This window comes from Ensifer sp. ENS10 (genome assembly GCF_014852025.1).
In the GTDB taxonomy this organism is placed as follows: domain Bacteria; phylum Pseudomonadota; class Alphaproteobacteria; order Rhizobiales; family Rhizobiaceae; genus Ensifer.
Window position 1 is genome coordinate 196,495 of sequence record NZ_JACVAS010000003.1, and the last position, 25,707, is coordinate 222,201.

At 58.1% G+C, this 25,707-nt stretch carries 25 protein-coding genes and 1 pseudogene; 15 read left to right on the forward strand and 11 right to left on the reverse strand.

Annotated elements, in window-relative coordinates; genetic code table 11:
• Nucleotides 1-43 precede the first annotated feature (43 nt).
• The 4 genes from IB265_RS14210 (at nt 44) to IB265_RS14225 (ending at nt 2,061) form a co-directional block, all read left to right on the forward strand.
• Nucleotides 44-748 (forward strand): DUF433 domain-containing protein, encoded by a 705-nt coding sequence (locus IB265_RS14210; protein WP_192371268.1) that lies wholly within the window; start codon nt 44-46, stop codon nt 746-748.
• Nucleotides 745-1,182, forward strand: a complete 438-nt coding sequence (locus tag IB265_RS14215) for a hypothetical protein (protein ID WP_192494849.1) — start codon at nt 745-747, stop codon at nt 1,180-1,182. Before IB265_RS14210 ends, IB265_RS14215 begins: the two co-directional genes overlap by 4 nt.
• Nucleotides 1,183-1,459: 277 nt before the next feature.
• On the forward strand, nt 1,460-1,681 hold the full coding sequence (locus tag IB265_RS14220) for a hypothetical protein (RefSeq protein ID WP_192371266.1): 222 nt from the start codon (nt 1,460-1,462) through the stop codon (nt 1,679-1,681).
• Nucleotides 1,682-1,686: 5 nt separating this feature from the next.
• Nucleotides 1,687-2,061 carry a hypothetical protein gene (locus IB265_RS14225; RefSeq protein ID WP_192494850.1) on the forward strand — a complete coding sequence of 125 codons (375 nt, stop codon included), beginning with the start codon at nt 1,687-1,689 and terminating at the stop codon, nt 2,059-2,061.
• A 253-nt stretch (nt 2,062-2,314) separates the two neighbouring features.
• Here IB265_RS14225 and IB265_RS14230 read toward each other — a convergent pair whose 3' ends face one another.
• Nucleotides 2,315-2,950 (reverse strand): DUF3987 domain-containing protein, encoded by a 636-nt coding sequence (locus IB265_RS14230; RefSeq protein WP_192494851.1) that lies wholly within the window; start codon nt 2,948-2,950, stop codon nt 2,315-2,317.
• Nucleotides 2,951-3,337: 387 nt separating this feature from the next.
• Between IB265_RS14230 and IB265_RS14235 the strand changes: the two genes are divergently transcribed.
• Nucleotides 3,338-3,529, forward strand: a complete 192-nt coding sequence (locus tag IB265_RS14235) for a hypothetical protein (protein WP_192494852.1) — start codon at nt 3,338-3,340, stop codon at nt 3,527-3,529.
• A 58-nt stretch (nt 3,530-3,587) separates the two neighbouring features.
• Here IB265_RS14235 and IB265_RS14240 read toward each other — a convergent pair whose 3' ends face one another.
• From IB265_RS14240 to IB265_RS14260, 5 genes are read right to left on the reverse strand one after another with little or no spacing between them, the layout of a single operon-like run.
• On the reverse strand, nt 3,588-3,806 hold the full coding sequence (locus IB265_RS14240) for a hypothetical protein (protein WP_192371262.1): 219 nt from the start codon (nt 3,804-3,806) through the stop codon (nt 3,588-3,590).
• The gene (gene xth, locus IB265_RS14245) at nt 3,784-4,566 is read right to left on the reverse strand and encodes an exodeoxyribonuclease III (RefSeq protein WP_192371261.1); all 783 of its coding nucleotides are present in this window, start codon (nt 4,564-4,566) and stop codon (nt 3,784-3,786) included. Before xth ends, IB265_RS14240 begins: the two co-directional genes overlap by 23 nt.
• A 16-nt stretch (nt 4,567-4,582) precedes the next feature.
• A complete protein-coding gene (locus IB265_RS14250; protein ID WP_192371260.1) occupies nt 4,583-7,843 on the reverse strand; it encodes an error-prone DNA polymerase in 3,261 nt (1,086 codons plus the stop codon).
• Nucleotides 7,840-9,354 (reverse strand): DNA polymerase Y family protein, encoded by a 1,515-nt coding sequence (locus IB265_RS14255; RefSeq protein ID WP_192371259.1) that lies wholly within the window; start codon nt 9,352-9,354, stop codon nt 7,840-7,842. The genes IB265_RS14250 and IB265_RS14255 overlap by 4 nt, the downstream gene beginning before the upstream one ends.
• Nucleotides 9,272-10,033 carry an ImuA family protein gene (locus tag IB265_RS14260; RefSeq protein WP_192371258.1) on the reverse strand — a complete coding sequence of 254 codons (762 nt, stop codon included), beginning with the start codon at nt 10,031-10,033 and terminating at the stop codon, nt 9,272-9,274. Before IB265_RS14260 ends, IB265_RS14255 begins: the two co-directional genes overlap by 83 nt.
• 668 nt (nt 10,034-10,701) lie before the next feature.
• On the opposite strand from IB265_RS14260, the gene IB265_RS36490 reads away from it, so the two are divergent.
• The gene (locus tag IB265_RS36490; protein WP_210334491.1) at nt 10,702-10,938 is read left to right on the forward strand and encodes a hypothetical protein; all 237 of its coding nucleotides are present in this window, start codon (nt 10,702-10,704) and stop codon (nt 10,936-10,938) included.
• A gap of 321 nt (nt 10,939-11,259) precedes the next feature.
• Here IB265_RS36490 and IB265_RS14265 read toward each other — a convergent pair whose 3' ends face one another.
• Nucleotides 11,260-11,787 (reverse strand): hypothetical protein, encoded by a 528-nt coding sequence (locus IB265_RS14265; protein ID WP_192371257.1) that lies wholly within the window; start codon nt 11,785-11,787, stop codon nt 11,260-11,262.
• A gap of 413 nt (nt 11,788-12,200) precedes the next feature.
• On the opposite strand from IB265_RS14265, the gene IB265_RS14270 reads away from it, so the two are divergent.
• Nucleotides 12,201-13,979, forward strand: coding sequence for a retron Ec67 family RNA-directed DNA polymerase/endonuclease (locus tag IB265_RS14270; RefSeq protein WP_192494853.1), 1,779 nt, complete (start codon nt 12,201-12,203; stop codon nt 13,977-13,979).
• Nucleotides 13,980-14,147: 168 nt separating this feature from the next.
• On the opposite strand, the gene IB265_RS14275 is transcribed toward IB265_RS14270, so the two are convergent.
• Complete coding sequence (locus tag IB265_RS14275; protein ID WP_192371255.1) at nt 14,148-14,447, reverse strand: hypothetical protein; 300 nt, start codon at nt 14,445-14,447, stop codon at nt 14,148-14,150.
• Between the two features lie 438 nt (nt 14,448-14,885).
• Between IB265_RS14275 and IB265_RS14280 the strand changes: the two genes are divergently transcribed.
• Nucleotides 14,886-15,242, forward strand: a complete 357-nt coding sequence (locus IB265_RS14280) for a helix-turn-helix domain-containing protein (RefSeq protein WP_256436650.1) — start codon at nt 14,886-14,888, stop codon at nt 15,240-15,242.
• On the opposite strand, the gene IB265_RS14285 is transcribed toward IB265_RS14280, so the two are convergent.
• Complete coding sequence (locus IB265_RS14285) at nt 15,239-16,270, reverse strand: hypothetical protein (protein ID WP_192371253.1); 1,032 nt, start codon at nt 16,268-16,270, stop codon at nt 15,239-15,241. The two genes, IB265_RS14280 and IB265_RS14285, sit on opposite strands and share 4 nt — an antisense overlap.
• Before the next feature lie 412 nt (nt 16,271-16,682).
• Here IB265_RS14285 and IB265_RS14290 point away from each other — a divergent pair, with 412 nt between their 5' ends.
• Nucleotides 16,683-17,951 carry an RDD family protein gene (locus tag IB265_RS14290; RefSeq protein ID WP_192371252.1) on the forward strand — a complete coding sequence of 423 codons (1,269 nt, stop codon included), beginning with the start codon at nt 16,683-16,685 and terminating at the stop codon, nt 17,949-17,951.
• A gap of 111 nt (nt 17,952-18,062) precedes the next feature.
• On the opposite strand, the gene IB265_RS14295 is transcribed toward IB265_RS14290, so the two are convergent.
• A complete protein-coding gene (locus tag IB265_RS14295; RefSeq protein WP_192371251.1) occupies nt 18,063-18,950 on the reverse strand; it encodes a LysR substrate-binding domain-containing protein in 888 nt (295 codons plus the stop codon).
• Between the two features lie 109 nt (nt 18,951-19,059).
• Between IB265_RS14295 and IB265_RS14300 the strand changes: the two genes are divergently transcribed.
• The 6 genes from IB265_RS14300 (at nt 19,060) to IB265_RS14325 (ending at nt 25,007) form a co-directional block, all read left to right on the forward strand.
• Entirely contained in the window at nt 19,060-20,256 is a 1,197-nt protein-coding gene (locus IB265_RS14300) for a PLP-dependent aspartate aminotransferase family protein (protein ID WP_192371308.1), read from the forward strand.
• 44 nt (nt 20,257-20,300) lie between these two features.
• The gene (locus IB265_RS14305; RefSeq protein WP_192371250.1) at nt 20,301-21,326 is read left to right on the forward strand and encodes an amino acid ABC transporter substrate-binding protein; all 1,026 of its coding nucleotides are present in this window, start codon (nt 20,301-20,303) and stop codon (nt 21,324-21,326) included.
• A 14-nt stretch (nt 21,327-21,340) separates the two neighbouring features.
• The gene (locus IB265_RS14310; RefSeq protein ID WP_192371249.1) at nt 21,341-22,462 is read left to right on the forward strand and encodes an amino acid ABC transporter permease; all 1,122 of its coding nucleotides are present in this window, start codon (nt 21,341-21,343) and stop codon (nt 22,460-22,462) included.
• Between the two features lie 77 nt (nt 22,463-22,539).
• Nucleotides 22,540-23,568, forward strand: coding sequence for an amino acid ABC transporter permease (locus tag IB265_RS14315; protein ID WP_246805938.1), 1,029 nt, complete (start codon nt 22,540-22,542; stop codon nt 23,566-23,568).
• On the forward strand, nt 23,568-24,329 hold the full coding sequence (locus IB265_RS14320) for an amino acid ABC transporter ATP-binding protein (protein ID WP_192371247.1): 762 nt from the start codon (nt 23,568-23,570) through the stop codon (nt 24,327-24,329). The genes IB265_RS14315 and IB265_RS14320 overlap by 1 nt, the downstream gene beginning before the upstream one ends.
• A 444-nt stretch (nt 24,330-24,773) precedes the next feature.
• Nucleotides 24,774-25,007, forward strand: a complete 234-nt coding sequence (locus IB265_RS14325; protein WP_192494855.1) for a hypothetical protein — start codon at nt 24,774-24,776, stop codon at nt 25,005-25,007.
• A 158-nt stretch (nt 25,008-25,165) separates the two neighbouring features.
• On the opposite strand, the pseudogene IB265_RS14330 reads toward IB265_RS14325, so the two are convergent.
• A pseudogene (locus IB265_RS14330) lies at nt 25,166-25,659 on the reverse strand (ABC transporter permease subunit); the annotation flags it as partial.
• Between the last annotated feature and the right edge of the window lie 48 nt (nt 25,660-25,707).

Below are 25,707 nucleotides of genomic sequence, written 5' to 3' on the forward strand. Positions count from 1 at the left end.
AGGCAGAGTGCTGTGCTGCAATCGTGAACTGTGGAATCAATAGATGAGCGTCGTCGCATTCTCCCGAACGCGCCCACTTGCAGGCGGCTTTTACACCGTCAGCGAGGCCGCACGTCTATTGAAAATTGACAACGAACTCAAAATACGAGGCTGGTTGCGCGGTTACGGCGGCGACGCTGGGCCGGTGATCGAGCGGCAATATCCGCTGCGTAACGGAACGGACGAAATCGGTTTCTATGATTTGATGGAAATACGGTTCATTGAGTATTTTCGTCGACAGAAGATCAGTCTGCAAAGCATCAGGAAAGCCGCCGCTGCCGCACGGAGCGAATTGGGCCACCAACACCCATTTGCGTTGTCCAACATTAAGTTCGTAACGGATCGGAAGCGAATCTTTCATCTGACTGCCGAGGAAACCAAGGATACCAAGCTAAGGGACATCGTCACCGGCCAGTACGCCATGTACGACGTGATCGAACAGTTCCTTGCTAAGGGGATTGAATTTCACCCGGCCAGCAATCTTCCAGAATCTTGGCGACCCGATCCGGAGACGTTTCCGGATGTCATATTGGATCCGCATCGCGCGCATGGTCTCCCAATCCTCGCTCAGCATGGCGTGCCTACATCAGCATTGTTTGGGTTGTGGCGGGCTGAGGAGCAGGATTACGACGCGGTAGCTGACTGGTACGAAATTCCGCGCGAAGCCGTTGAACAGGCGGTCGAATACGAGCTCGACCTCGCCGCATGATCATCATCGGAGACGAGCACCTTTCCCCGAGGATAGTTCGAGCGGTCAGCGAGGTCGCCCTTCGGAAAGGATGGCGCTTCGACAACGTTACCGGCAGCGATTTGTGCAGTCTTGAAGACGAGGATTGGATCGAATCGTTCGCCAAAGTCGGCGGCAATGCAATTGTGTCTGCGGACCGTGCAATGCTGAAACGACCCACGCTTATAGAGAAGATATCCGACCTCGGCATTGTAGGCATCTACCTGCCTGCGGAATGGGGGAACGCGCGCCGCCAATACCAAGCAGCCCATATTCTTTATTGGTGGCCAAGGATCGAAGCGGTGATTGAGGCGAGCGAGCCTGGGGCGGCTTGGATCGTGCCGAAAGGTTTCGCTGCGACGTCGGATTTGCGCCAGCATATCGAGAAGTCTGGCTCGAAGCAGGTGACGGCGTAGACTGACCTTGGATCATCTCGTGTGAGGCGAGGTTCGTGTAGGTTCAAAGCCGGTTGCAGAGACCTGATTTTTGCGCGGAATAATGCGTAAAGGGCCAAAATTAAAAACGCGGACGTGGTCGTTTGAGTGGGCCGCCGATCAGATGGTTGCCGTCGCAATCGTTCGATCATCCCCCCGGCCATGCCGCCGTGAAACGGTTGTGGATTCCCCTTTGGGGCCTCGCCGTGGGGTGGAGGCTCTTGTAGGTTGAGGCGACTCAACTAGGGAACGAATCGCTATGACGCGACGCTACATCATCACAGCGGAAATCGCCGACCGCGAGCCGGACGGCCTAAACCCGGAAGACGGTTCGCAGGTTTACAGGATGCTGCCATCTCGAAAGACTTGGTCTGTCGATCCAACAATGACCATTGGCGAAATCATGGACAAGGTCGACCGGACGTCGAATGTCTATCGTGTGACCATCACGGAAGATAGTTCCGATCAGAAGCCTTGGTAACCAGAATGATCGCCGCGATTCGGGAATGGCTTGCTGAAAGAGCGGGCCGCTCGCAAGCAGCCCACGAGATCAAGCTTCTCTCAATCGGCTACTTCACGAAGGAACAAGCAGCCGAGCAACAGAATGAGCGGTTGAAGGACAAGGCATATGATCGTGGTCATGGGCAGCGCTGGTACGAGGAAGGCCATCGTGACGCTCAAGCAGGGCGAACACTGTCCTCAAAGTTCGGCAACACGGATTACGATTTCGGATGGATCGAGGGAATGCGCGCCCGGCACAAGCAAGGCTTCCGCCACGAAACGCTAGACGCCGAGTATGAGCGTCTTGTGCGGCTGCTCATATCCGCAGACCTATGGCCATCCTTTGGCATTAGAACATGACGAGAATTGAGTAGGGCCGCCGAAAAAAGGGCCGCAAGCGTCCTTCTCTCTCGATCTCACTTTTTCCTCATGCAGTACATGAAGATATTCACGTAACATATTGAGTTTATTGAAAGAATCCCGAAGTAGATTACTAGGGATATTCGATTTTTAGCATGAGTGTCTGCGGCCCTTGCGGCCCTTTGCGTCTATCTCGTATTTTCAATCACTTAGGCCTAAAACAGGGGCCGCAACCGCAGTTTCACTTGCGGCCCTACCGGAGGTTGAATTTGATTCGCCTTGATCGCGTCTGTCCCGGTGGCGGTTCCGGTGGATCGATGATGTATCCGGCATCCCTGAGACAGTTCAGCGCGATGCCGAGGTTCGCCGCTTGCCGCGTCTCGACAGGTCCATACTTCATGAGGAATTTGCGGGTGGTTTCGAATTCGGCCCCGCTTGTCTGCTTCCTTGCCCAGTCCAGAAGCTTTTGCGCCGCCTGATCGAACCGGTATGCAGCGTCCGCCTTTCCCGGCTTGTCGGCAATGATGCGCGCCGACGCTGCCCAGCCACGGACGCGGACGTTTTCCGCGAGATACCATTCCATCAGCCGGATGGCCGAAAGCATGACGTCAGCGCCGATCACTTGAGCGAGTGGATTGCCGATCAGCGCGAAGATTCCAGCCAGGCGGCAAGCAATTTCGCCAGCCTTTTCGCCAAAGCCGCACAGATCGGCGAACTGGCCATCCTTGCCGCATTGGCTTTCCACCTCGTTGTAGAACTCGATCCAGAGCGCCACGGCATCCGAATCCAAGCCAAGCTCACGCGGTTGCAGCTCGTTCAAGGATCGCTCCCTTAGCGGCCACGGACGCCGCATTAGCTCGTGCAGATCGTCGGCAAGGAAAGACCTCACCGATCAATTGGCTGACGACGATCGTGCCGGGTTTTCGGAATTTCCCAAACTGGGATTTGACGGACGCCTCTCGTGCATAGCGAAGCGAGCAATTGAAGACGGCATCGAAGCCGCCTATCCAAGCAGATTGGAGTTCCCTAACTGGGGGGCGATGGTGCGAGAGATGGTCGAGACAGTACTCGCGGACCATATTGGCTTCCGACCAACGGGAATGTTCCGAGATGCTTATGTCGAACATTTGGCGGCGACGCGTCGTTACAACACCACCTTTCCCGAAGATCGACGTAGAGCGGCTCCAGGTAGATGATATCAACAATTGGTTACAGGCGTGGGTCTTCATGGAAGCATGCGGATTTGTGACAGGAGAAGCCGCGGACAACGCCATTTGTGAGCGCGAAAGCTGATCTGGCTGCGTCAATCAAGGTGAGACCCAAGCCGGTGGATATCGAGGAGCCGGCTCTCCCATTTGTCGGCCAAGCGGCAGAGCAGCGCGAGATCGTCCCCTCCATCATCTGGGTGAAACGCCCGCACAACCTTTCGCTCGTCACCAGCCCGGTAGCGATGACCGCGACATCGTAGCGACATGGACGTCCAGCGCGCTAAGAGCTGATAGCGATTGTCGTGCGTGTTGCGTGGGTTACCTTTGGGCACCTGGCCAGTCGTTCGCTGGCTCACCAAGAATTCGTGTCGAGCTGTCGTCTGCCGGGTCGGGGTCGTATTCCATCGCTACGCGGAGACGGGCCAGCTCTTCTTCGATAGCGGCGAAGACGTCTGCTTGCCGCGCGCCAAGCACCACGGCTTTGTCAACCAGTTCCTCCAAACCTAGACGAACTTCAGCTTTCCAGTCTTCGGCCATCGTGCTTTCTCCGTTTGCTCTTCTTGTCGGATAACTCGATCCACGTGGGCGCGTGATCACTCGTGTGTTGCCAGCCCCGGACTTCTTTGTCGACCCCTGCTCTACGGAGCCGCGCAGCCACCTGGGGGCTTAGAAGGAAGTGATCGATACGCAGGCCTGCGTCCCTGCTGAAAGCATTCCTGAAGTAGTCCCAAAACGTGTAGATTCGCTCGCCAGGATGGAGGTGCCTCAGAGCATCCGTCCAACCTTGGTCGACGAGCTTGCGATAGGCGTCCCGGACTTCGACGCGGAAAAGGGCGTCGTTGGTCCATCGCTCCGGCTTGTACACGTCCAGCTCCGTTGGCATCACGTTGTAATCGCCGGCAAGGATAACAGGGACATCCAATTCAAGCAGTTCGGCGGCATAGGCCGCTAGGCGCTCGAACCAATGGAGCTTGTAGTCAAACTTTGGGCCGGGATAGGGATTGCCGTTCGGTAAATACAAGCAACCGATCACCATGCCGCCAATCGCCGCTTCGATGTACCGGCTGTGGAGGTCCTCAGAATCTCCAGGCAGACCCTGGCGGGTGAGCAGGGGCTGCTCTCCCTTCGCCAGAATAGCAACACCGTTCCAGCTTTTCTGGCCGTGCCAGATTGCACCGTAACCTGCTGCTTCAATCGCTTTTGCCGGGAACTTGGCGTCAGGAGCTTTGAGTTCCTGGAGGCAAACGACGTCGGGCGAGGCTTCAGTCAAATACCGAAGCAACACATCGTGCTTCAAGTTCCCCGAGGCGGTCCTAGTGGAAGTTTCTGGATTTCACCTTCAAAGTGTCAATGTGCAAGTCCGGAATGTAGATATCCCTCGCGCGCACGGCGGGCTTGGGATTCTCGCGCGGATCGGGTCCGCCTGCGTGCCTGACCTGATCGCCACGCCCATGCGGCAGCGGGAATGCGCCATCCCGTTCACCCAGGCTTGCCAGGTCCCCGGAGAAGTCGAAGAGCCGTTGGGCGACAAGGTGGACAACCTCGCCTTCGCGCTGAATCTTCCCGTGAATTCCCAGCATAGATGCCGTCATCAGTATCCGCCTCTGGCGCTCGAACAGAGAGGGCCAGACTACCGCGTTTACAATCCCGGTCTCGTCTTCAAGGGTTAGGAACATGACGCCTTTGGCAGACCCGGGGCGCTGACGAACGAGCACCAATCCAGCCGTCCAAAGCCATCGACCATCCCGCTCACCCATGGCCTCGGCGCAGGTAACGATCCGCTTTGCCTGGAGGTCCTGACGGAGGAACGACATCGGATGCGCCCGCAGGGTAAGCCCGGTATGGGAATAGTCTTCGACAACCTCCCTGCCCTCCGCCATGGATTTCAGCGTGACCTCGGGTTCCTGTATTTCGGAGACGGTGCGAGCTTCCCGCTCGGCCGCCGCCGCCCATAGTTCCAAAGGCTCGTCGCGCAACGCCTTGATGTCCCAGAGGGCCTGACGCCGTTCCAAGTTCAACGACGGCAGGAAAGCGTCGGCCTCGGCGAGCTTCACCAGCGATGCGGTCGGGACGCCGGAGCGTCGCCACATGTCGTCCGCGCTTTCAAACGGTTGATCCGCGCGGGCGAGGACAATTCGTGCCGCCTCATTCTGCGGCAGCCCCTTGACGATGCGCATACCAAGCCGGACGGCGAAACGATCGGTGTTTCCGATCTTTTCCATCGTGCAATCCCACCGAGAAGCGTTGATGCAGACGGGCCTTACTTCGACGCCGTGGTTGCGTGCATCGGTCACGATCTGAGCGACCGAGTAGAACCCCATCGGCTGGCTATTGATCAACGCCGTACAGAAGACATCAGGATGATGGCACTTAACCCAGGAGCTCGCATACGCGATAAGCGCGAACGATGCCGCATGGCTCTCGGGGAAACCGTAACTCCCGAACCCCTCCAACTGCGCGAACGTCCTCTCCGCGAAGTCCGGGGCGTAACCATTGGCGACCATCCCGTGGACGAGCTTGTCCTTGAACTTGCTGACGCCGCCCGTAAATTTGAAGGTGGCCATGGCGCGTCTGAGCTGGTCGGCCTCGCCAGCTGTGAAACCCGCGCAGGTCATCGCGACCTTCATGGCGCTCTCTTGGAAAAGCGGGACGCCCAGCGTCTTTCCGAGGACAGCTTCAAGTTCGGGTGTCGGGTACTCGACCTTCTCCTTTCCTTCGCGGCGACGAAGGTATGGATGGACCATGTCGCCCTGGATCGGCCCGGGACGGACGATCGCCACCTGCACGACCAGGTCATAGAACGTCCTCGGTTTCAGACGGGGCAGCATGGCCATCTGGGCGCGGCTTTCGATCTGGAAGGTGCCGAGGGTATCTGCCCGCCTGATCATCGCGTACGTGCGCTGGTCTTCTTGGGGGATATCCGCCAGTCCCATGGGCAGCGCCTTGTGGTCGGCCAAGAGTTCGAAAGACCTCGCCATACACGAGAGCATGCCCAAGGCGAGCACGTCGACCTTCATGAATTTCAAAGCTTCGATGTCGTCTTTATCCCATTCGACAACCTGGCGGTCGTCCATGGCCGCCGGCTCGATCGGCACGAGATCGTCCAGGCGATCCTGTGTCAGCACGAAGCCTCCCGGATGCTGACCGAGGTGCCGCGGCGCGCCCATCAACTGGCCAGCCAGCTCGAGCGCGAGCCGGAGGCGGTAGTCCGAGGCGTTCATGTTGTTTTCGCGGAGCTGCTTCTCGCCTACCCCTTCCTGGGACCATCCCCAAATGCCGGACGACAACTGCCCAATGAGGTCCTCCGGCAATCCGAGGGCTTTACCGACATCGCGGAGCGCGCCTTTGGCTCGGTACCGCGTGACCGTGGAACAGAGAGCCGATCGCGATCGCCCGTAGGTCTCGTAAATCCACTGAATGACCTCCTCGCGACGGGCATGCTCGAAGTCGACGTCGATATCGGGCGGTTCGTTTCGTTCCATGGAGACGAAACGCTCAAACAGAAGATCGCCTGTTTCGGGATTGATGGAGGTGATGCCCAGGCAATAGCACACCGCCGAGTTCGCGGCCGAGCCTCGCCCCTGACACAGGATATCCTTCGAACGGGCGAACCTGACGATGCTGTAGACCGTCAGGAAGTACGGCGCGTACTTCATGATCCGGATGAGTTCGAGTTCGTGGAGGATAGCCTTGCGAACCTTGTAGGGAATGCCCTCGGGATAGCGATCCGCCGCCCCCTCCCAGGTGAATTTGGTCAACGACTGCTGAGCGTCTAGCCCGGGGACAATGGCCTCTTCCGGATACTGATACTGAAGTTCGGACATGTCGAACTTGCATCGGCTTACGATCTCCCGCGTCCGAGCCAGCGCTTCGGGGTATTCCGGAAACAGCCGGTGCATTTCCTCCGGAGGCTTGAGGAAGCGGTCGGCATGGCGTTCGCGGTCATAGCCGACATCGTCGATCGTTGTCCGGTTTCGAATGCAGGTCACGATGTCCTGCAGCTGTCGTCGGCACGGATCGTGAAAGAGGACGTCGTTTGTGACGACGGTCTTCACTTTGTGTCGAAAGGCGATGTTCGAGAGATTGTGGAGCCGAAGCCTGTCGTTCGGTCGGCGGCGCAGGCACAGGCTGACGTATGACCTGTCGCCAAAGATAGCGCCCACCTTGCGGAGTTGCTGCGCATAGACATCGTCGGCTTCGTCGGGAACGAGGACTGCGATCAGCCCTTCGCTGTAGGCTTCCACGTCCGCGACATCGAGAATGCACTTGCCCTTGCCGCCCCTGCTCTTCCCCAGCGACAACAGGCGTGTCAGGCGCGAATAGGCTGGCCGGTCGGTTGGGTAAACGAGGATCGACATGCCATCCACGAGGTCGAGGCGGCAACCGACGACCAGGCGAACGCCGGTCGTCTTGGCAGCCTCCCATGCCCGCACGATCCCAGCCAGCGAGTTGCGGTCGACAACACCGAGGGCCTCGATGCCCAGTTCGGCAGCCCGAGAGAACAGCTCTTCGGCACTCGACGCGCCGCGAAGGAAACTGAAGTGGGTTGTGACCTGGAGTTCGGAATAGTTCATGCGAAGACTCCGTGCATGAACCACCGGTGTGATCCTGTTTCGATGTCGACCCCGTCGCCGGCGCGATAGACCCAATAGCGTTCGCCCACCTCGTCTTCGACGACGAAGTAGTCACGCACGGCCTGCATTTCGCGGGGACGCTGCCACCATTCGCCAAAAATGCGTTCGGGGCCGTCGGCGCGTTTGACGCGACGGCGTTTGCCACGCCAGGTAAACATGGCGGGCGGCTGATCGGGCAGCAACGCGACCACCTCGATACGTTCCGGGTGGGGAAGCAACCGTGTAGGACGTCTCCACTTCGCTGCCCAGTCAGCTCCCGTCTCCTCCGCCGTCGCAGGGATGCGGACTGTGGAGCGTTCGGGGACATCTGAGGCAACAGGCGTCAGGCGATAGAGTCGCTGACCACGATTGCCGAGGATGTCCACCAGCGGGGTGACGTCGACCACCTCCTCTTCGATCAGCGAGGACGCCACTTGCTTCTCTTCGAGAGGCTCGGCCACGATCGCCACGAGGACCAACTTCTCGATCCCGAAACCGGGGTCGATTTTCTCGATGCGATCGCACAACAGTTTCGAGAGACGAGACGGGTCGCGCACAGGCTTGGCGAGACCTGCCCTTAGGCATTGACGTGTGTTATCCACGCGATGGATGACGAGGTCCGACCTGCGGACCCCCAGCCCACGCTTCTCGAGTTCCGCCGTCAGCTGCTCGACCAAGCGTCGGATGTACTTCTCGATCGTCTCCGGCGCGCCGATCGGCTCCTGGAAGTTGCGAGAGACTTCGACAAGCTCGGGTGTTCGGAGAGGTTCGATCGGCTCAGCCACACGCCCGAACAACTGGTCCAGCCGTCGTCCAGGTTCCGGCCCAAAACGTAGTGTCAGGGGAGCGCGGGGCATCGCCGACAATTCCCCAACGGTTTCGACTCCAAGGACTCGCAAACTCTGAATGGTCTCTGACGCCAGTCGTAGACAATGTATGGGAAGACCGAGGACCGCCTTGGCGACCTGGCCGACAGGAACTACTGTCGTTTCTGCGGACGTCAATCTGGCTATCGCGTGTGCGGCACCCCAAGTGTCGGCTACTGCTGCCCGAGCTGTAAGCCCGCGCCCTCTGAGCAAGTTGACAAGGCCTGAGATCAGAAGCTCCTCGCCGCCACGAAGATGGTCTGCGCCTTCCGTGTCCATCACGATGCCGTCGTTATTGTCGACAGCGACAACAGGGCTGTATTGCCTCAGCGCCCAGAGAGCCAATCGTTCGAGAGCCGCGGCATCCGCAGCCGGGTCGGCATCGATCATCACTAGATCGGCAACCACTGCCTGGGCTTTGCTCGCTGGCATTTCGACACGCAGCCCCGACTTGCGAGCGGCCACGTCGGCGGCAGAGACCCACCGTTTTGCTCCCGATCTCGAGATAACCACCAACGGCTTGTCAGCTGGCACGGCTCCCTCGCCATGCCGACGAATACGATCCGTCGGAAGATACGGGAAGTATACAGATACGACCCTTGGCATCACAGGCTCCTATTTCGAACTCAGCACACTCGCCTGCTTTCACTCTCATCAGTTCCGCCAGCCATCGGGCCCTCCCCACGCCCGCCACTGGCAACGGCTCCGACGGCAAGACGCTGATACGCCACCTCGTCGACGAGGCCGTTGGATTTCCGTAGTCGGAAGCTTCCGTCTGCCGTCGCCACCTCCTGACGACCAGTCCGAGACTGCCGGTCTTCTCGGCCGCAAGGTGAAGACGGCGGGAAGCGTTCATCGGTAACCGAACCAGCTCCCCCACGACGGCCGCGAAGCCGCCGAATGACAGGCCTTCTTCCATCGAAGCCAGGACATCCTCGTCCCTGTCGCCTTCGCAATAGATGACGCGGTCTGGATGCAGTCCGGCTTGAGAGACGGCTGGCGCGAACAAGTCGGGGCGCGTCAAACACCACAGAACCTTCCCTTTGGAGCGCGCGGCGATCCCTGCCGCGAATAAGGCTGCGGCCCCGCCATCCACCGTGCCCGCGCCGCCGCCTGCCACTTCATGCAGTGCGCCGAAGGCCAGGCCGCCACCGGGTAACCGCATGTCTATCTCGCGAACGCCGAACGGCAACACGACGGCCTTCCGTCCAGAACCGCCTTCAAGATGCGCGATCCTCTCTCGCAGGTCGTCGATTAGTTTTGAGGCGCGCGCATGCGTCATCATTCGCGAACCTCCTTTTGTTAGCGTTGCAAAGCGGACGTCAGGTCCAAAACGGTTGATGTTCCCTTTCTGTTCCCTTAGAAAGACGGAGTCAAGCGGGGTAAATCAGCAGTGTCGAGGCACCGTTCAGGATGTACGGAGAATTCGCTAAACGAATCAGGACGTAAGGGTCCGCCGGGGCGCTGGGGTCCCACAGGATTTTTTCGGAGAACAGAAACTTGGCCCTAAACCGAAGAGTGTTGAATTCGCGTTCTCGGTATCGAGGAGTGTCGTTGGGATTGTCCGGCGCGGCGCACGCGGTGCCAGAGGTCGCCACCCTGCGGTCCCTCAAGGGCGAGATCGTCGTTGTCGAATGCAAATCATGCCGACTCCACGAGGAAATGGAACGCAAGGTCCTGGTGACCAGATTCACGACAAGCTTCCCGCTTTCGAGACTTCGGCGTTTTGTTGTCGGCGGTTGTGAGCGAATGTGCGCCGACGGTCTGGATCGATGTGACGCCCGTCTGACGTCGAAAGACCCCGATGATTGAGAAGGCCACCGACGAACTTGTTCTCGCCAAATAGGGAACGTGTACGGCAGCCGTGCCTAACCTCGCAATTCTTCTTGGCACCCCAAAATAAGCTCAAATCATCACGCGCAGAGGAGTGACGCCGATCCGGAATGGAAAAGGATGGGCAGTTGCACCTACGCAGACGCCATGGCGGTTGGCGCGCGCACTCGCTTCGGTATCGTTCCCTTGGGCGAAGAGACCAGCCCCGCATCGCTCATCCAGGCGTTCGAGGGTGACCCGGTACTGATCGACTCTCCCGCTTTCAAGTATGCGATATCCGTCGCGGCCGCCTTTTCAGCGTCGGCGGCCTGGAGAGGACCACCCACTCGTGCCGTCCTGTCTCCGATGGAGTTCTGAAAGCCTCGGCGGCCATCGGGTGCTCAGCGCAGGGAGGCATGAACCATCGAGCCCCGATCACGTACACGGCCTCGTCGAACGCAGGCGGCGTCATCGCGGCGGCATCGATGATCGCCTCGATGCCATCGAACCTTTGATTCGCCACCGATAGCTCCCATTGTCGCGATGTCAGTCCAACACGTCGCGGCTACGTCCGTGGCTAGCGAGCGGAGCTTTTCCGCTGATATGAACCGCGTCCGCGGCTGAAGCCGCTGCTGCCTGTGCTGGCGTCCGGGATGGAGCTGCACGGTCACCGTACTGGATGAGCAAGTCCGTGACGATTTAAACCGTGACCCTGCCGGAAGGTCGGGCGCACATTATGTACTGATAGGTCAGAAGAACCGGCATCCCGAGAAGACTACTAAGAACGTCGCGACCGGCATTCATCGTGGAAATCGCACCCACTTCAAGAAGCCTCAGCGAGAAGGTCAACGTGAACAGGACTGAGATCAAGGCAAAAACGCCGAATATGGTCCGCACGGGTCGGAGCTTCACTCTGTTTTCCATGGCGCTCTTCGCGAAGCCTCTTTCGATCTCGGAGGTCCAGTTCGCGTCGAAATATGCGAGTTGTCGAAAGAGCGTCTTCCCCATGGCGAGCGCGAGAACCGCGTACAGTGCCAAAAGCGGAATTTTCACTGTGAGAAGATCGCCGGACGAAAGGAAGGCTGAAAATGCCAACATCACGACCGTCATCGAAGCACATAGGCTGACCGCCCGCGGGAAGGATAAGCCAAGCTTGGTCCTGCCAGCGAAGAGGGCCTTCTCCGCGGCGTCGATGAGTGCTTGGTCGAGCCTTGCCAGAGCTTCCATGACAACCACCAAATTCAGTCTTGAAGGCCAGTGTGCGCGGGGCTGCCCACCAAACGTCCCCTCGCATTGGTTGGTTTCATATAGGAAGGAAATCGATGTTGGCCATCCCGCAGACCGCCCCCAGGAGGCTTTGGCGGACCGCAACCTTCTCTCGATAAGTCACCGAGCCCCAATCCACGGACCAGGTAAATTTCCAAACTGTCTGACGGTTGCAAAATCAGTTTCCCACGCCGTTCAGGTTGACGAGCTTCCGCGAGTCAGTAAATCTCTTCGAGCTCGCGGATAGATTTTTCCGTCGTGTTTCGCGACGGTTGAGTGCGCTGTGGCGGTGAATGCTTTCCGAGAGTATGACCCGACACGGTTCGAATTCTATCGTTATCTGACAATCGCCAACGAGTATCCGCGAGCTTTTCTTGCCTCCCATCGTAACCCAGTCCTCTTCCCGCCTCAGCAACGTTAAATCGCTAGATCAACTCGCCGCAGTTCTTGGTGAGCAGACCAAAGTCCTCAGCTATTGGCTTTACAAGGCGGAACCAGCTAGGAAGTACGAGCAATACAGCATCCCCAAGAAGAGCGGAGGCTGGCGTCATATCAGCGCTCCTCGCGATGGCTTGAAAAGGATCCAGGGTAAATTATCCAGACTGCTCGCAGAGATATACAATGATCGTGAACAGCGCCGGGTGAATGGGTCGTTCGACGGCTCGCGAACATCTCCTTACGTCTTGGCTCACGGCTTCAAAGACAAGTACAGCATTATCACGAACGCTCAGATGCACGTCGGCAAGAGGTTTGTGTTCAACACAGACCTCGAGGACTTTTTCCCTTCAATCAGCTTCGGAAGGGTCCGGTCTTTCTTCCGGCTCGATACTGACTTCAGGCTGGATCCGGCGGTCGCCACCATGATCGCTCAACTGACGTGCTTCCGTAACCAGTTGCCTCAAGGCGCACCAACCTCGCCAATCATCTCGAACTTCATCGGCCACATGCTCGACATCAAGCTCAACAAGATGGCGAGGAAGGGAAACTGCAGCTACACTCGGTACGCTGATGACCTCACCTTTTCGACCAACGAGGAAAGTTTTCCGCCCGCAATAGCGAGGTTGGTTGCTGGAACTACGGACGAATGGGTCGCCGGAGACGGCCTCCTGGCGCGAGTGTATGCCTCCGGCTTCCGTGTCAACCATGACAAGAGCCGCATGCAGGTAGCCTCGTCGAGACAGGATGCCACGGGACTGACGGTAAACCGAACCGTCAACGTCTCCGCCACATACTACAAGCTAGCTCGTGCGATGTGTGACCACCTTTTTACCGGGGGTACTTGCCACGAGATGAAGGGAGGGAAGTGGACCGTGCTCCCACCTCACCGGCTGCAAGGTAGATTGGACTTCATCTACTCAGTTCGTCGAAGTCGCCTTAAAATCCCGCTTGATCACGTGGCGAAGAAGCAATTTCCGATAGAGTACATGAAACGCGAAGCGCTGTTCTGCGACCAACAGAAAGCGTTCAGCACGCTGTACAAAAATATGATGAATTACATGACCTTTCACGGCATCGAGAAGCCGATGATTGTCGGAGAGGGTATAACCGACGGCCTATACATCCGAGCAGCGATAAAGACGGTCGGTCCAGCTTACCCAAAGCTGTATCATCCATCTGGGGATGGGGAAGTTCTCGTAAACTTCTATAAACACACCGACAAGCGTAAGTTTTACCAGATCGGAGAGGGAGCCGCACCACTCAGATCGTTCATCGCGGAATACCCCAAGCTGATGGGCCGCTTCAAGACGAAGCCGAAGCAGCCAGTGATCCTGATCGTTGACAACGATAAAGAGGGTCGGGACGTCTTAAAAGCCGCCGGGAGCCGCTGGCAAAAGGACACTAGCGTCCCCAGCCCCTTCTACCATCTCGTTTCCAATCTTTATATCATTCCGCTTCCCAAGCCCGGGGCGACCGACGTGTGCATAGAGGACCTGTTTGATCAGACCTGGTTAGCTGCTCAGAATATCGGAGCACGGAAGTTCACCAAGAAAAATGACTTCGATAGCGCGACCTACTTTGGCAAGGCCGACTTGGTCGGGCAGATTGTGCGACCGCAACGAGCGACGATTGACTGGAGCGGCTTCGTGCCGCTCCTGGAAGCGGTCCAAGGTGCTATCTCGGATTACGAGGTGAAGCTTTCGCTTACACCTTAGCCTGCAATGCAAACTCGTCGCAGGTCGCAATTACCGTTTAGCCCTTCCCGCTGACGACTATCCGCCACCTAAAAGAAAGCCCCGGATTCAACGGGTGAGAATCCAGGGCTTTCCGTCTGAGCGTTCGACTTCACAGACGGTCGGATTATGGCTTCGAAGTTGCGAGTTTCAAGCCCTCGTTGGCTCCGCCGGACCTGAACGGCCGCCAACGGCGGTAGCGAAACCCCTTAGTTTGATGGCACGGCCGATCTCGATCCCGGCTGTGACGCTTCCGCCTTCGCTGTTGAGAACGACGATTGCTTTTTCCGAGGCAGCCGCGACCTTCCTGAAGACGGCGTCGTCGCCTTCGTTGAGAACGCCAGTGACGGTGAAGTCGATACCGTCGGCTCCCGCTTCCCGGATGATTTCGACCGCCGCAGCAGGACCAGCAAGACCGATGGCCAACAGGCCAGCAAGAACATAGCGCATTTGTCACCCCAGGTTGTTCATCGCTATTGAACATTGCGTTGACGGACTTGCAAGGGGATCGGTCGTCCCATCCGCGAGGGGACGATTCCGCTTGCGTCACAACCTCCGAAAACGCCGCAGACGGGTCCTCCCTTGGCGGTGGTGCGCACGTCGCGCGGTCCTCACACTCGGCACCGGATAGCCGGCCTTGAGCCCGCGACGATTTTCTCAGCGAAGTAAAGGTCGATCTCCTGTCGCATTTCAGACGCCGATGTTCCCATCGTTAAGCATACACCCCGATAGGTTGTGATATTGCCAAGCATTCATCTTGGACGAACATAAAGCATCTCTTATTGGGGGGGGGTGCGGCGTCACGACGGTCCGAGCAGGACACCGCCACCATCGGCGACCGACTCAGTTTCGAAACCATTTCACCGACCGTGGAGACTTGAAGCCTCAATGTTGTCCGCGGGGGATCGATTAAAGGTCGCGTTGGAAGCCAGAGGTGTGAAGAAACAAATGGCTTTCGCGGTCCAAATCGGCGTCGACGACAGTGTTGTCAGTCGTTGGAAGCGCGGACACCGCCTGACATTGCAGCATGCCGTTCGGATTTGCGAAGTTTTGGATATCTCTCTGGACTGGCTTGTCCTGGGTCGAGGAACGATGGACCAGCACAAAATTTACCGGGCAGCAAACCCTGCGTGGTTGCCGGGCTCCACCGACGATCTGCCCGGGCCGATAGCAGCAGCGCTGCTTATGGTTGCCGACGCGATCCGGGCCGAGTTCGACCCGGATCGACGCTCGGATCGCAGCTAGATCGACACGAACCACAACTCACCGTCAGGCATGATGCCGTTCAGCAAGAGCCCGCGCGTTTGCTGGACGCCGTTTATGGTGAAGGAGACCAGATAATTGTTCCCGTCCTGTAGCGGGTTGGAGACATTGGGGTGAACAGCCATGACCTGCACGAGCGGGTGGCTTTCCGTGTAAACGCCCGTTGCGGCCGTCGCGTAGGTCGTCGTTTTTGCCCAGTTCGTGACGACGATGTTCGAAATAGGAGCCGGCGCCGCAAGCAGATCGGCTTTAGCCGATCGAACACCGAGCCGACGCGCCGTCTGCAGGGCATTCGCGCCGGGAGACTTGGGAAAGAGAAGCTGTCCGACTTTCATGGTGTCGAGCTTTACAGAATAGGTCTCCTTATCTTCGACCGTAATGAAGAGGACGCGTTCGTAACTGACGTCGACTTCAATTTCCAACGACATGGGAAGTGCGAACATCAGCTTCCCGGTCGAGCTATCCTGGAAAGCGAAAAGGATCGCGTAGCTGTAGGTCGTCTTGTTGCTGGTTTTCTTCTCCCAGAATATCCACGCGTCCCCTGACTGCTCATCGAGGTTTGTGAAGGCGTCCGTAATTGCGGCGGTCATCTGAGCCACTGAAGTCGTGCCCAGCGCGACACCCAAGACGTTCTTCAGCGTTTCGAGGATCTGGTTGATCATCGCCGACACCGCACTGTTTTGCTGAGTGAGCGTCGTCTGGTGCGTATTGAAGATGCCGATCTTATACCGCTGGCTGTCGGAGTCGAGGCTTTCATTGTAGTTGGCGATCAACTCTCTCGCCTTTCCAGGGATGAAGCGACCGGTCGTATTGTCGATCGCGCCGTTGAATAACGCGGTCAACGCGACGGCCTGGGTCAGGTAGTCGATGTCATCAATCGCGACGATTTCCTGGAACTGCTCGGCTTCTTCCGGTGTGGCGTTGATGAATACGACGGGCGACCTTCGCGAACGCAGGGCCCGCTTGGATACCTGAGGATTTTGCCCAATGTTTCCGAGTACTTCATTCATTGCAGCTTCTCCTTGTCTCACGACTGCCGCATTGCAGCCAAAGCGAGTATAGGAGAGGGCGGCCAGACGTGCTGCGCCGTTGCCTTTCGCGCGGAGCAATTAGTTTGCCGCAGACGCAAGCGGTTAAGGTTGACGATCCATCGGAATTGCGATCACTGGCTTCTCGATCGCCTGGGATTTAAGCAACCCTCTGAAAGCAAAGTGGTTGCTGCGTGGAACGAATCGGCTCCGTAACAATCGATTCGCACTTTTGAAGCCCGTTATTGGAAGGGGGATTACCCCCCCATCAAGGGACGTTCAGAGAGCCAAGGCGCTCCCGACTAAACTTTTAGCTGAAACTTGTTGCCGCAATTTGAAATCTACATTAGCAGCCGCTACAACGTGGAGCGTGTACTTTATTCGGGGGCATGGAATGACTGTGTGGCACTACGTCGTGGGGCAGGAACGGCTCGGCCCGGTCAGTGATCCGGAGATCGGGGAGCTTATTCGAAACGGCGGTATTTCAAGGGAAACGCTTGTCTGGAAACCGGGGTTTGATGGATGGCGGGCGGCAGGAGATGCCCTTGCGTCGTTGTTCACCGAGACACCGCCCCCGATACCGACCCCCCCGTCTGTTCCCGCTTCGGTTCATTTAAGAAAGGATGATGCGTCACCTCCAACGGATGATGCGCCGACGACGAGCATTCGGGTGAACTCGTGGTCAAGTCCGGAAGCGAGCGGACCATGGCCTCGTTTCTGGGCGCGTGCCATTGATTGTTGGCTTTTGGGCCCCACGCTAGCCTTTGCAATCGGCATAGTCACGGCCATCTATGCGCCGACATCCTACGTCAAGCTTATGTCGATAAACAATACACTGCTCGGACTTGCCTTGCTGCCTATCGTGGGGGTCATCCTCGCGATGATGATGGCCGTGATGGGAACAACGCCGGGAAAGGCGATCCTCGGCATACGAGTCACTTCAATCACCGACGGGAACAAGTTCTTCTTCCATCTGATCCGAGAAATGAAAGTATGGGTGTTCGGTCTGGGACTAGGCATACCGATCGTCGCGCTCGTCACGCAGATTTATCAGTGCCGCCGCGTCGGAGCAGGCAACGCCGCCAGCTACGACGAAGGCTTCGCAATAGTCGAGGGGAAGCCCTCGGGAACCCGCGTGAGTGTGGGGGCTGCGTGCGCGGCTGCACTGTTCTTCGGCATTATCGTCCTCAACGCGATCGACAGAAACGCCCAGACCGAAATCGAGACGACGAGGGTTTGGCGGAACCCGATCACGCAGAAGAACACGCAGATCGCCAGGACATGGACAGACGAGGAGATGAAGACGAACAGTGGTCGATTATTCTACTTCGCCTCGAACACCCTATCCGCGGAAGCCCTGTTCGGTCACGAGGTGATGAACTTTGACGGGCTGGATGACCAAACCTATGCTGATGTTCTGGGGAAAGCGATTGCGACCGACGTCAAACTGACGTCGGGCTGGATACCCACATTGATCAACGGGCAACGGGCGCTAAGAGCAACGGCCAAGTCCGTGACATACCCTGAAACACACGTTGAAGTTCTTGTCCGAGTGAGTGGCCGCAATGCATGGCGAGTCCTTGTCTTTGCGGCTGGGCGGCCGACAAATGATCTGCCGGGTAGGGACAGCCTGGTACGCGGGCTCTTCATGACTGTTGAATGATTGAACGCGCGGGGATCGTTCGTCCTTGGCGGCGGATTCTTCGTTTACTCACATTGAGGAGCCGACAGGGAGGCCCGCCTTGCTCTCCGAGGCCTCGCAAATACACCAAGCTTAATCCTGAAACTCCGAATGGCGCATCACTTCGTCGACAAAATCGGAGACAATGCGGGAGGGATGCCGGTTGGGCGGTAAAAGCAGCAGACTTTTGAAATAGACCGCCGGCTCGAATGGCCGCAGGGAAAGGCCGCGCCCCACGTAAGGCTCTGCGGTCATCGGATTGACCATTCCAATTCCCATGCCTGCCTGGACCATCGCGCAGATGGTCGTTGAGTACGGGGTCTCGAGGACCACCTTGGGCTTCACGTTCTCGTTGAAGAAGATCGTTTCCGCCGACCGGCGTGTCGTGTCTTCGGGCGACAGGGCAATGAACGCCTCTCCGTCGATATCTTGCGGTCGGATGACTTTATGTGCCTCCAACCGATGCCCAGCAGGCACGGCGATCGCCACGCGGTATCGAGCGAAGGGACGGACGTCGACGCCCGCGACGTCGATCTCATCGGCGGCGATCCCGACATCGAATTGGCCGCTCGCTATCAGGTCTTTCACGACGGAAGACATCTGTGCCTGGAAGGTTATAGCGACGTTCGGGTGCTTTGTTTGAAAGCCACGTAGCGCGCGTGGCAACACGTTGGTGCTCAGGGCGGAAAGGCTGGCAACCTTGATCTCACCGGACCCGAAATCACGAATGCGGGCAGCGGCGCTTTTGAGGTGGACCAAGCCGGAAAACGAGTCTTCGACTTCACGGAAAAACATCTGTCCCTCAGAGGTCGGAAACATCCTGCCTTTTTCTCTGCGGAAAAGTGCGAAGCCGATATCACGCTCAAGCTCCTGGATCGCCTTGCTCACCGCGGGCTGGGAGATGCGAAGCACTTCAGCAGCGCGTGAAGCCGTGCCGTTGGTCATGACAGCGTGAAAGACCTCGATCTGCCGGATGTTCATGGACGCACCTTATAACTACCGCGAATAGGGTTTCATAATATTGATATTGGACGGAATGGATACGCCCATGTTTAATCCGGCCAACGAAATCTCTTGGGAAGAATGGAAGATGAAAGATCTCACCCAGTGCGTGCTCACGCCGGACGTGGACATGGAAGGTTTTGCGACGCTCGGTGCGGCGACCTATCGCGGTTCCACGATCGTATTCAAGAACGCTGAAGCCTACCGGACGCGTGGCGAGCGGGGCCACCAGGGCTACACCTATGGCCTCTATGGAACGCCGACGACGCGGACCCTCGAAGCAAAGCTGACGGCGCTCGAGCAAGGTGTGAGAACTTTTCTGGTTCCATCCGGCCAGGCGTCGAACTCCGTCGCCATGCTGTCGTTCCTGAGCTCCGGCGATAAGGTCCTTATCGCCGACACCTCCTATCCTCCTGTTCGCGATTTCGCCAACCGCGACCTCACACGATTTGGAATTGAAGTCGGCTACTACGATCCGGTGTCAATCGGCGATCTCGAGCGGCGAATCGACAGCCGCACCAAGCTTGTTTGGTGCGAATCCCCAGGTTCGACGACGATGGAAATCCAGGATCTGCCGCGGATCGCGGAACTTGCCCATCGGCACGGCGCACTGGTCGGGTGCGATAACACTTGGGCGACGCCGCTCAACTACAAGCCGCTTACGCTCGGCGCTGATATTGTCACGGAAGCTCTGACCAAATACGTCTCAGGTCACTCCGATGTCTTGATGGGCTCGATTACCGTGCGCTCCGAAGAGCACATCGTCCCCCTCCGAGCGACCCTCGGTCGCCTCGGCATCGGCGTTTCCAGTGACGACGCGACACTTGTGCTTCGCGGAATGGAAACACTCGGTGTGCGCCTTAGGCATGCTGCCGCCGGAGCTGCCGACATCATCGCCCTGATGCAGCAACATCCCTTGGTCGATAGAGTGCTGTACCCCTCACTGCCGGATTTCCCGGGACATGACATCTGGAAGCGCGACTTCCTCGGGATTAGCGGCGTTTTCAGCGTTGTACTGAAGCCCGAAGCGACGGCTCACGCGGCGGTGGCCCTCGACGTCCTTCGCACCTTTGCCATCGGCGCTTCGTGGGGCGGGACCCGCAGTCTCATCGCTCCGATGCCGGTAAAGCAGAACCGCACCGCCAGTCAGTGGCGCGGAGATGACCTGGTCTTGAGGATCAGCATCGGCCTTGAAGACCTCGACGACCTGAAAGCGGACATCGAGGCATTCCTCGCCGACGTTACTGAGCGGACTGCGGCGGCGAGAGTCGCCAGGGCGAGTTGAAGGCAGGTTTCCGAATTCTCACAACCAACAAAAAGGGGAATGAAATGAGTTTGAAACGAGTTGGTATATGGGCCGCGCTCACTTTGGGTCTGGCCGCCGGATCCGCTCCGGCGTTTGCAGGCGCAACGCTAGACGCGGTCAAAGCGCGCGGCTTTCTGAAATGTGCCGCGAGCCAGGGTACGGTTGGCTTCGGGGCCCCGGACGACAAGGGCTATTGGCGTGGCCTCGACGTTGAGACGTGCAGGGCTGTGGCGGTTGCCGTCTTCAACGACAAGGACAAGGTGGAGTTTGTCCCGCTGAGCGGCCAGCAGCGTGTTCCGGCGTTGCAGACAGGTGAAATCGATATCCTCCCGAGGACATTCACCTGGACCCTGCGCCGAGATGCCAACGGACTCAATTTTACGACGCCGAACTACTATGAGTTCACCGGCTTCATGATGCCGAAGGCCCTTGGCGTGACAAAGGTTGAGGACATGAAGGGGGCATCGGTCTGCGTCCAAACGGGATCCACGACGGAGGTGGTCGCAAACGACGTGTCGAAGGAGCACAATCTCGACCTGACGCCGGTGGTGTTTGAGAACAGTTCGGCGTTGAGCCAAGCGTTCTTCTCCGGACGTTGCGACGCGCTTATCACTGATGCTGCAGCGCTAGCCTCGTTGAGAGCCACCAAAGCAGAGAACGTCGATGACTACGTGATCTTCCCGGCGACAAAATTCATGGATGCGCTTACGCCAGCGGTCCGCCACGGCGACGACCAGTGGCTCGATATCGTCAACTGGTCGATCCAGGCGTTGATCGCGGGCGAACAGCTCGGGATTACGCAAGCCAATATTGCGGACATGGAAAAGTCCGAGGATCCACGCGTGAAGCGCTTCCTTGGGGTCGAGCCTGGAAATGGTGCCGCGATCGGTCTTGATGAAAAGTTCGCTGCCAACATCGTAGCGAAGCTGGGCAACTATGGGGAGATGTTCGATCGTAATCTCGGCAAGGATAGCCCGTTGAAGCTTGATCGCGGGGCAAATCGGCTTTTCAGCAATGGCGGACTGATGTTCCCCTTGGCGTTCCAATAGCCTCGGAGGCTGGCATGTTCTCGACACTTCTGGACAATCGCCATGTTCGAAGCGCCGCTGTCCAAGTCCTGTTGCTCGTGGGATTTGCCAGCCTTCTTTACTGGCTCTGGTCGAACACCGTTGAAAACCTGGCCGCGCGCGGCATTCGCGTGGGCTTTGAATATTTAGGCCGGCAAGCGAATTTCCCGATCTCGGAAAGCGTCCTACCCTATGATCCATCCGACACCTTCGGTTGGGCCTATCTCGTTGGGTTGACCAATACCGCCGCGATTTCCTTGCTGGCGATCGTCGCTTCGACGCTTCTCGGCCTCTTCATAGCCCTAATACGTTTGGCGCGTAACCCGCTCGCCTCTACGATGGCAAGGACTTTTGTCGGCGTCGTGCGCAATATGCCGCTCATCGTCCAGCTGCTGTTTTGGTATGCGCTCGCCACGACGCTTCTGCCGGCTCCCCGATTGGCGTTCAACCCGTTGCCTGGCGTCTACTTGTCGCTTCGGGGGCTTTACATCCCTTCCCTGTCTCTCGGACCCTACGGCGTTGCGTTCATTGTAGCGATCGCAATACTGGCACTTGCTTTCTGGCGGTTCGGGCGGCGCGCCCAGAAGGTTCCCAGAACATTGAGCGGCATGGCGATCGTGTTTACCGCCATCTCCGGGTTGATCGCCCTTGAGCCCTCGATCAGTTCGCCCGAGCTTAGAGGTTTGAATTTTTCCGGCGGCTTGAGACTGTCACCGGAGTTCGCAGCATTGATGCTGGGCCTGATCCTCTACACCTCAGTCTTCATCAGCGAAGTCATCCGGGGCGGGATCGAAGCGGTGTCGCGGGGCCAATGGGAAGCCGGCCGCGCCTTGGGCTTGTCCGAGCGGCAAACGATGTTCCGCATCATCATACCCCAGGCGCTCCGAGTCATTATTCCCCCGATGACGTCGCAATATCTGTCGACCGTGAAGAACACCACATTGGCGCTGGCGGTCGGGTATCCCGAGCTCGGCCTCGTCGTCGGAACCGTAATCAACCAAACCGGACAGGCCATCGAGAGCATCGCCATCCTGTTGGCCGTCTTTCTGACGATCAGTATCGCGGTCTCGCTCTTCATGAATTGGTATAACGCACACGTGGCATTGGTGACCCGATGACAAGCATTGCGACGACAAATTCCGCCATGATAGCTACCGAGTTGGCAACGCCTCGCAAAGCGCCAACTCTAAAGCGTATGCCCCTCCTCAAGGTCCTGTTCGGCGACGTGCTGAGCGCCGTTCTCACGCTCGGCTCCGTGGCGGTGATCTTTTCGCTGCTTCCTGCATTCCGCTGGGCCGTGACCGACGCCGTTTGGTCAGCAAGCAATCCTTCCGCCTGCAGCGCGGCTGGAGCCTGCTGGGCATTCATAGGAGCCAAGTTCCGCTTCATCATGTTTGGCCTCTATCCGCCGGAGGAACAGTGGCGACCGGCGATCGTCGTCGCGCTCGTGCTCGGCATGGTCCTGATATCGCTGTCTCCCGCACTATGGGGAAGGAAGCTCCTTTGCACCTGGATCGCAGCCGCCTGTGCCATGCTGGCACTGATGTGGGGCGGTTTTGCCGGTCTTCCCCATGTGTCGACCGCCAAATGGGGCGGTCTGCCGGTGACGCTTCTATTGGCGCTTCTCTCGCTTGGACTTGGCTTCCCCTTTGCGATATTCCTCGCACTAGGACGGCGATCGAAAATGCCGATCTTGCGCATCCTTTCGGTCGGTTTGATTGAAACGGTCAGGGGGTTGCCGTTGGTTGGCCTTCTGTTCGTTGCCTCCATTCTGCTGCCGTTGCTGCTGCCCCCCGGGCTTGATATCGACAAGCTCGGCCGTACGCTTGCCGCGCTAACGGTTTTCTCTGCTGCCTACCTTGCGGAAGTTCTTCGTGGCGGTCTCCAGGCAATCCCTCCTGGTCAGACAGAGGCCGCCAAGGCGCTCGGGATACCGGCGTGGAAAGCGGTCCAGCACATAGTCCTGCCTCAGGCGATCCAGAAGGTCATCCCTCCGTTGACCAACACCGCGATCGTCATGGTGAAAAACACCAGCCTGGTAATGATTGTCGGTGTTTTCGACATGCTGAGCGCGGGGCGCTCGGCTGCGATGGATCCGGTTTGGCCGGGCCCCTATACCGAAGCCTACCTATTCGTCGGCCTGATCTACTTCGCTATATGTGTCGGCATCTCCTACTACGCGCACTGGCTGGAAACACGCGTGAAAGCAAAGGACAATCGTTGATGTCTATCGAGGAAAATCTGCGCGTCGAAGAGCCGGCGATCGTCATCCGCCACATGGACAAATGGTACGGCAACTATCATGTTCTTCGGGATGTGAGCCTATCCGTCGAGACCGGCGAGCGTATCGTCATCTGCGGCCCCTCGGGGTCCGGAAAATCGACGCTCATCCGTTGCGTCAATCATCTCGAAGAGCATCAGAAGGGCGAGATCATTGTCAATGGCGTGACGCTCAACGAGAGCCTCAAGAACATCGACACGATACGGCGCGACGTCGGAATGGTGTTTCAGCACTTCAATCTGTTTCCGCATCTGTCTGTGCTTGAAAACTGCGCACTGCCACAGATCCTGGCCCGCGGAACAGCGCGCAAGCTTGCGGAAGAGCGCGGCATGCAGTTTCTGGAACGTGTCCGCATTCCGGAGCAGGCGCGCAAGTTCCCGGGGCAACTCTCGGGGGGGCAGCAGCAACGGGTTGCGATCGCCCGTGCGCTCTGCATGTCACCCAAGGTGATGCTGTTCGACGAGCCGACCTCGGCGCTTGATCCCGAGATGGTCAAGGAGGTGCTCGATACGATGGTGTCGCTTGCCGAGGAAGGCATGACGATGATCGTCGTCACCCATGAAATGGGCTTTGCCCGTCGGGTAGCGGATCGGGTCGTATTCATGGATCAGGGCGCAATCGTCGAAAGCAACGTACCGGATCTGTTCTTCGACGCTCCCGCGAACGAACGGACGAGGAACTTCCTCAAACAGATCGTCCACTGAGCGCCGGGCCATTGTCGACGGCAAGCCAGGTATCGGCCGAGCCCCGAACCAAATGACTTACGCCGTCTGGGTTGCGCCCTCCAGAGGCCGAACGATGCGACACCATCTACGGCTATTATGACGAAAGCAAAGAAAGAGCATCCGAAGTTGGTCAAATCCTGGGCGCTGCCGACCACGGCGACACTGAGGATGGCCGCCTGGCGAGTGCCGGAACCCGCATGGTGGACCCGTGGCGTGGCTTGAGTGCTGCATCTTTCGGGACTCGCGACGTGTCGAATGCGCGCGCAAGCAGCCACCTCGACCCAGCAATCGACCAGATGGCGTGAATTCCTAGCCGAGCGACTGGGTATCGCCCGGCCAAGGTCTATCCAAGCGAACCCTGAGGATAACGTGATCCTGCCGTCCGGAAAGCTACTATGAGTTACTTCATCCGGGAGCACACAGATGATGCATGTTATTAGCCAAAGCGACGCCGATCGCGTGTCAACCATACCCGAGGCATTCGGGGGCCCTGTGCTGATCTACGTTGTAGAGACCAGTTATAGCTACGGGAAATACTGGACGTTCTGGAACGAATACGGCTCGCTCGATACGGCGAGACATGCCGTTGACAGGCTGAAACGGGTTTCTCTTGAGAACTTCACTGCCCGCATCATCAAGAAAGAAATCATCGAATAAATGACAATTCACAAAGTTAGTGCCAGCGTAAGGGCGAGCTGGGCAACCTCCCCGGGCTCAATAAACCCTTGAAAGTTAAGGTGGGCCCAAATCGGATGGATTGCAGTCTCCCATCGAATCAGCTCACGAAGACAGCCAATTGCGTCCAGACCAGCCGTTCACACTCCAGAACCAGTTATGGCGGGCACCGACGTGACCTGACCCTCTCGCGTCGTGCGATTGAGTACGGATGCGAGAACGACAATGCCGATACCGGCCTCGAGGGGACAACGAATACAGCGCCATCATGATCGTCTGGTTGAGGCCAGCCATGATCGTCGCAGTCGCCAGCGGCAGTTCGACGCCGAAAAGAATTGCGCTGGACTGCCGTTGAATGCAGTCGCCGCCTCTACGACCTCGCCGTCGACCTGGCGGATGCCCACATCGGTCAGACGGATCAACGGCGGGACCGCATATATGATGATGGCGAGGAACGCCGGCACCTTGCCGAGGCCGAAGAGCATCACCGCCGGGATCAGATAGACGAAACTCGGCATGGTCAGCATCACGTCGAGAACCGGTAGTGTGACGTTGCGGACAACGCTATCTTGGCGACGAGGAAGCCGATCGGTACGCCGATCACGACCGAGACGATAGTCGCCTTCAGGACGAGCTTTTTTTACGTTGTCGGGTCGTCGTCCTTCCACGGCTCCAGCGATGT

Bases quoted from the DNA above. Each gene is read 5' to 3' on its own strand.
- IB265_RS14210 (WP_192371268.1), top strand. From the start codon at position 44: ATGAGCGTCGTCGCATTCTCCCGAACGCGCCCACTTGCAGGCGGCTTT.
- IB265_RS14215 (WP_192494849.1), top strand. From the start codon at position 745: ATGATCATCATCGGAGACGAGCACCTTTCCCCGAGGATAGTTCGAGCG.
- IB265_RS14220 (WP_192371266.1), top strand. From the start codon at position 1,460: ATGACGCGACGCTACATCATCACAGCGGAAATCGCCGACCGCGAGCCG.
- IB265_RS14225 (WP_192494850.1), top strand. From the start codon at position 1,687: ATGATCGCCGCGATTCGGGAATGGCTTGCTGAAAGAGCGGGCCGCTCG.
- IB265_RS14240 (WP_192371262.1), bottom strand. From the start codon at position 3,806: ATGGCCGAAGACTGGAAAGCTGAAGTTCGTCTAGGTTTGGAGGAACTG.
- IB265_RS14250 (WP_192371260.1), bottom strand. From the start codon at position 7,843: ATGAACTATTCCGAACTCCAGGTCACAACCCACTTCAGTTTCCTTCGC.
- IB265_RS14255 (WP_192371259.1), bottom strand. From the start codon at position 9,354: ATGCCAAGGGTCGTATCTGTATACTTCCCGTATCTTCCGACGGATCGT.
- IB265_RS14260 (WP_192371258.1), bottom strand. From the start codon at position 10,033: ATGATGACGCATGCGCGCGCCTCAAAACTAATCGACGACCTGCGAGAG.
- IB265_RS36490 (WP_210334491.1), top strand. From the start codon at position 10,702: ATGGGCAGTTGCACCTACGCAGACGCCATGGCGGTTGGCGCGCGCACT.
- IB265_RS14265 (WP_192371257.1), bottom strand. From the start codon at position 11,787: ATGGAAGCTCTGGCAAGGCTCGACCAAGCACTCATCGACGCCGCGGAG.
- IB265_RS14275 (WP_192371255.1), bottom strand. From the start codon at position 14,447: ATGCGCTATGTTCTTGCTGGCCTGTTGGCCATCGGTCTTGCTGGTCCT.
- IB265_RS14280 (WP_256436650.1), top strand. From the start codon at position 14,886: ATGTTGTCCGCGGGGGATCGATTAAAGGTCGCGTTGGAAGCCAGAGGT.
- IB265_RS14285 (WP_192371253.1), bottom strand. From the start codon at position 16,270: ATGAATGAAGTACTCGGAAACATTGGGCAAAATCCTCAGGTATCCAAG.
- IB265_RS14290 (WP_192371252.1), top strand. From the start codon at position 16,683: ATGACTGTGTGGCACTACGTCGTGGGGCAGGAACGGCTCGGCCCGGTC.
- IB265_RS14295 (WP_192371251.1), bottom strand. From the start codon at position 18,950: ATGAACATCCGGCAGATCGAGGTCTTTCACGCTGTCATGACCAACGGC.
- IB265_RS14300 (WP_192371308.1), top strand. From the start codon at position 19,060: ATGAAAGATCTCACCCAGTGCGTGCTCACGCCGGACGTGGACATGGAA.
- IB265_RS14305 (WP_192371250.1), top strand. From the start codon at position 20,301: ATGAGTTTGAAACGAGTTGGTATATGGGCCGCGCTCACTTTGGGTCTG.
- IB265_RS14310 (WP_192371249.1), top strand. From the start codon at position 21,341: ATGTTCTCGACACTTCTGGACAATCGCCATGTTCGAAGCGCCGCTGTC.
- IB265_RS14315 (WP_246805938.1), top strand. From the start codon at position 22,540: ATGCCCCTCCTCAAGGTCCTGTTCGGCGACGTGCTGAGCGCCGTTCTC.
- IB265_RS14320 (WP_192371247.1), top strand. From the start codon at position 23,568: ATGTCTATCGAGGAAAATCTGCGCGTCGAAGAGCCGGCGATCGTCATC.
- IB265_RS14325 (WP_192494855.1), top strand. From the start codon at position 24,774: ATGATGCATGTTATTAGCCAAAGCGACGCCGATCGCGTGTCAACCATA.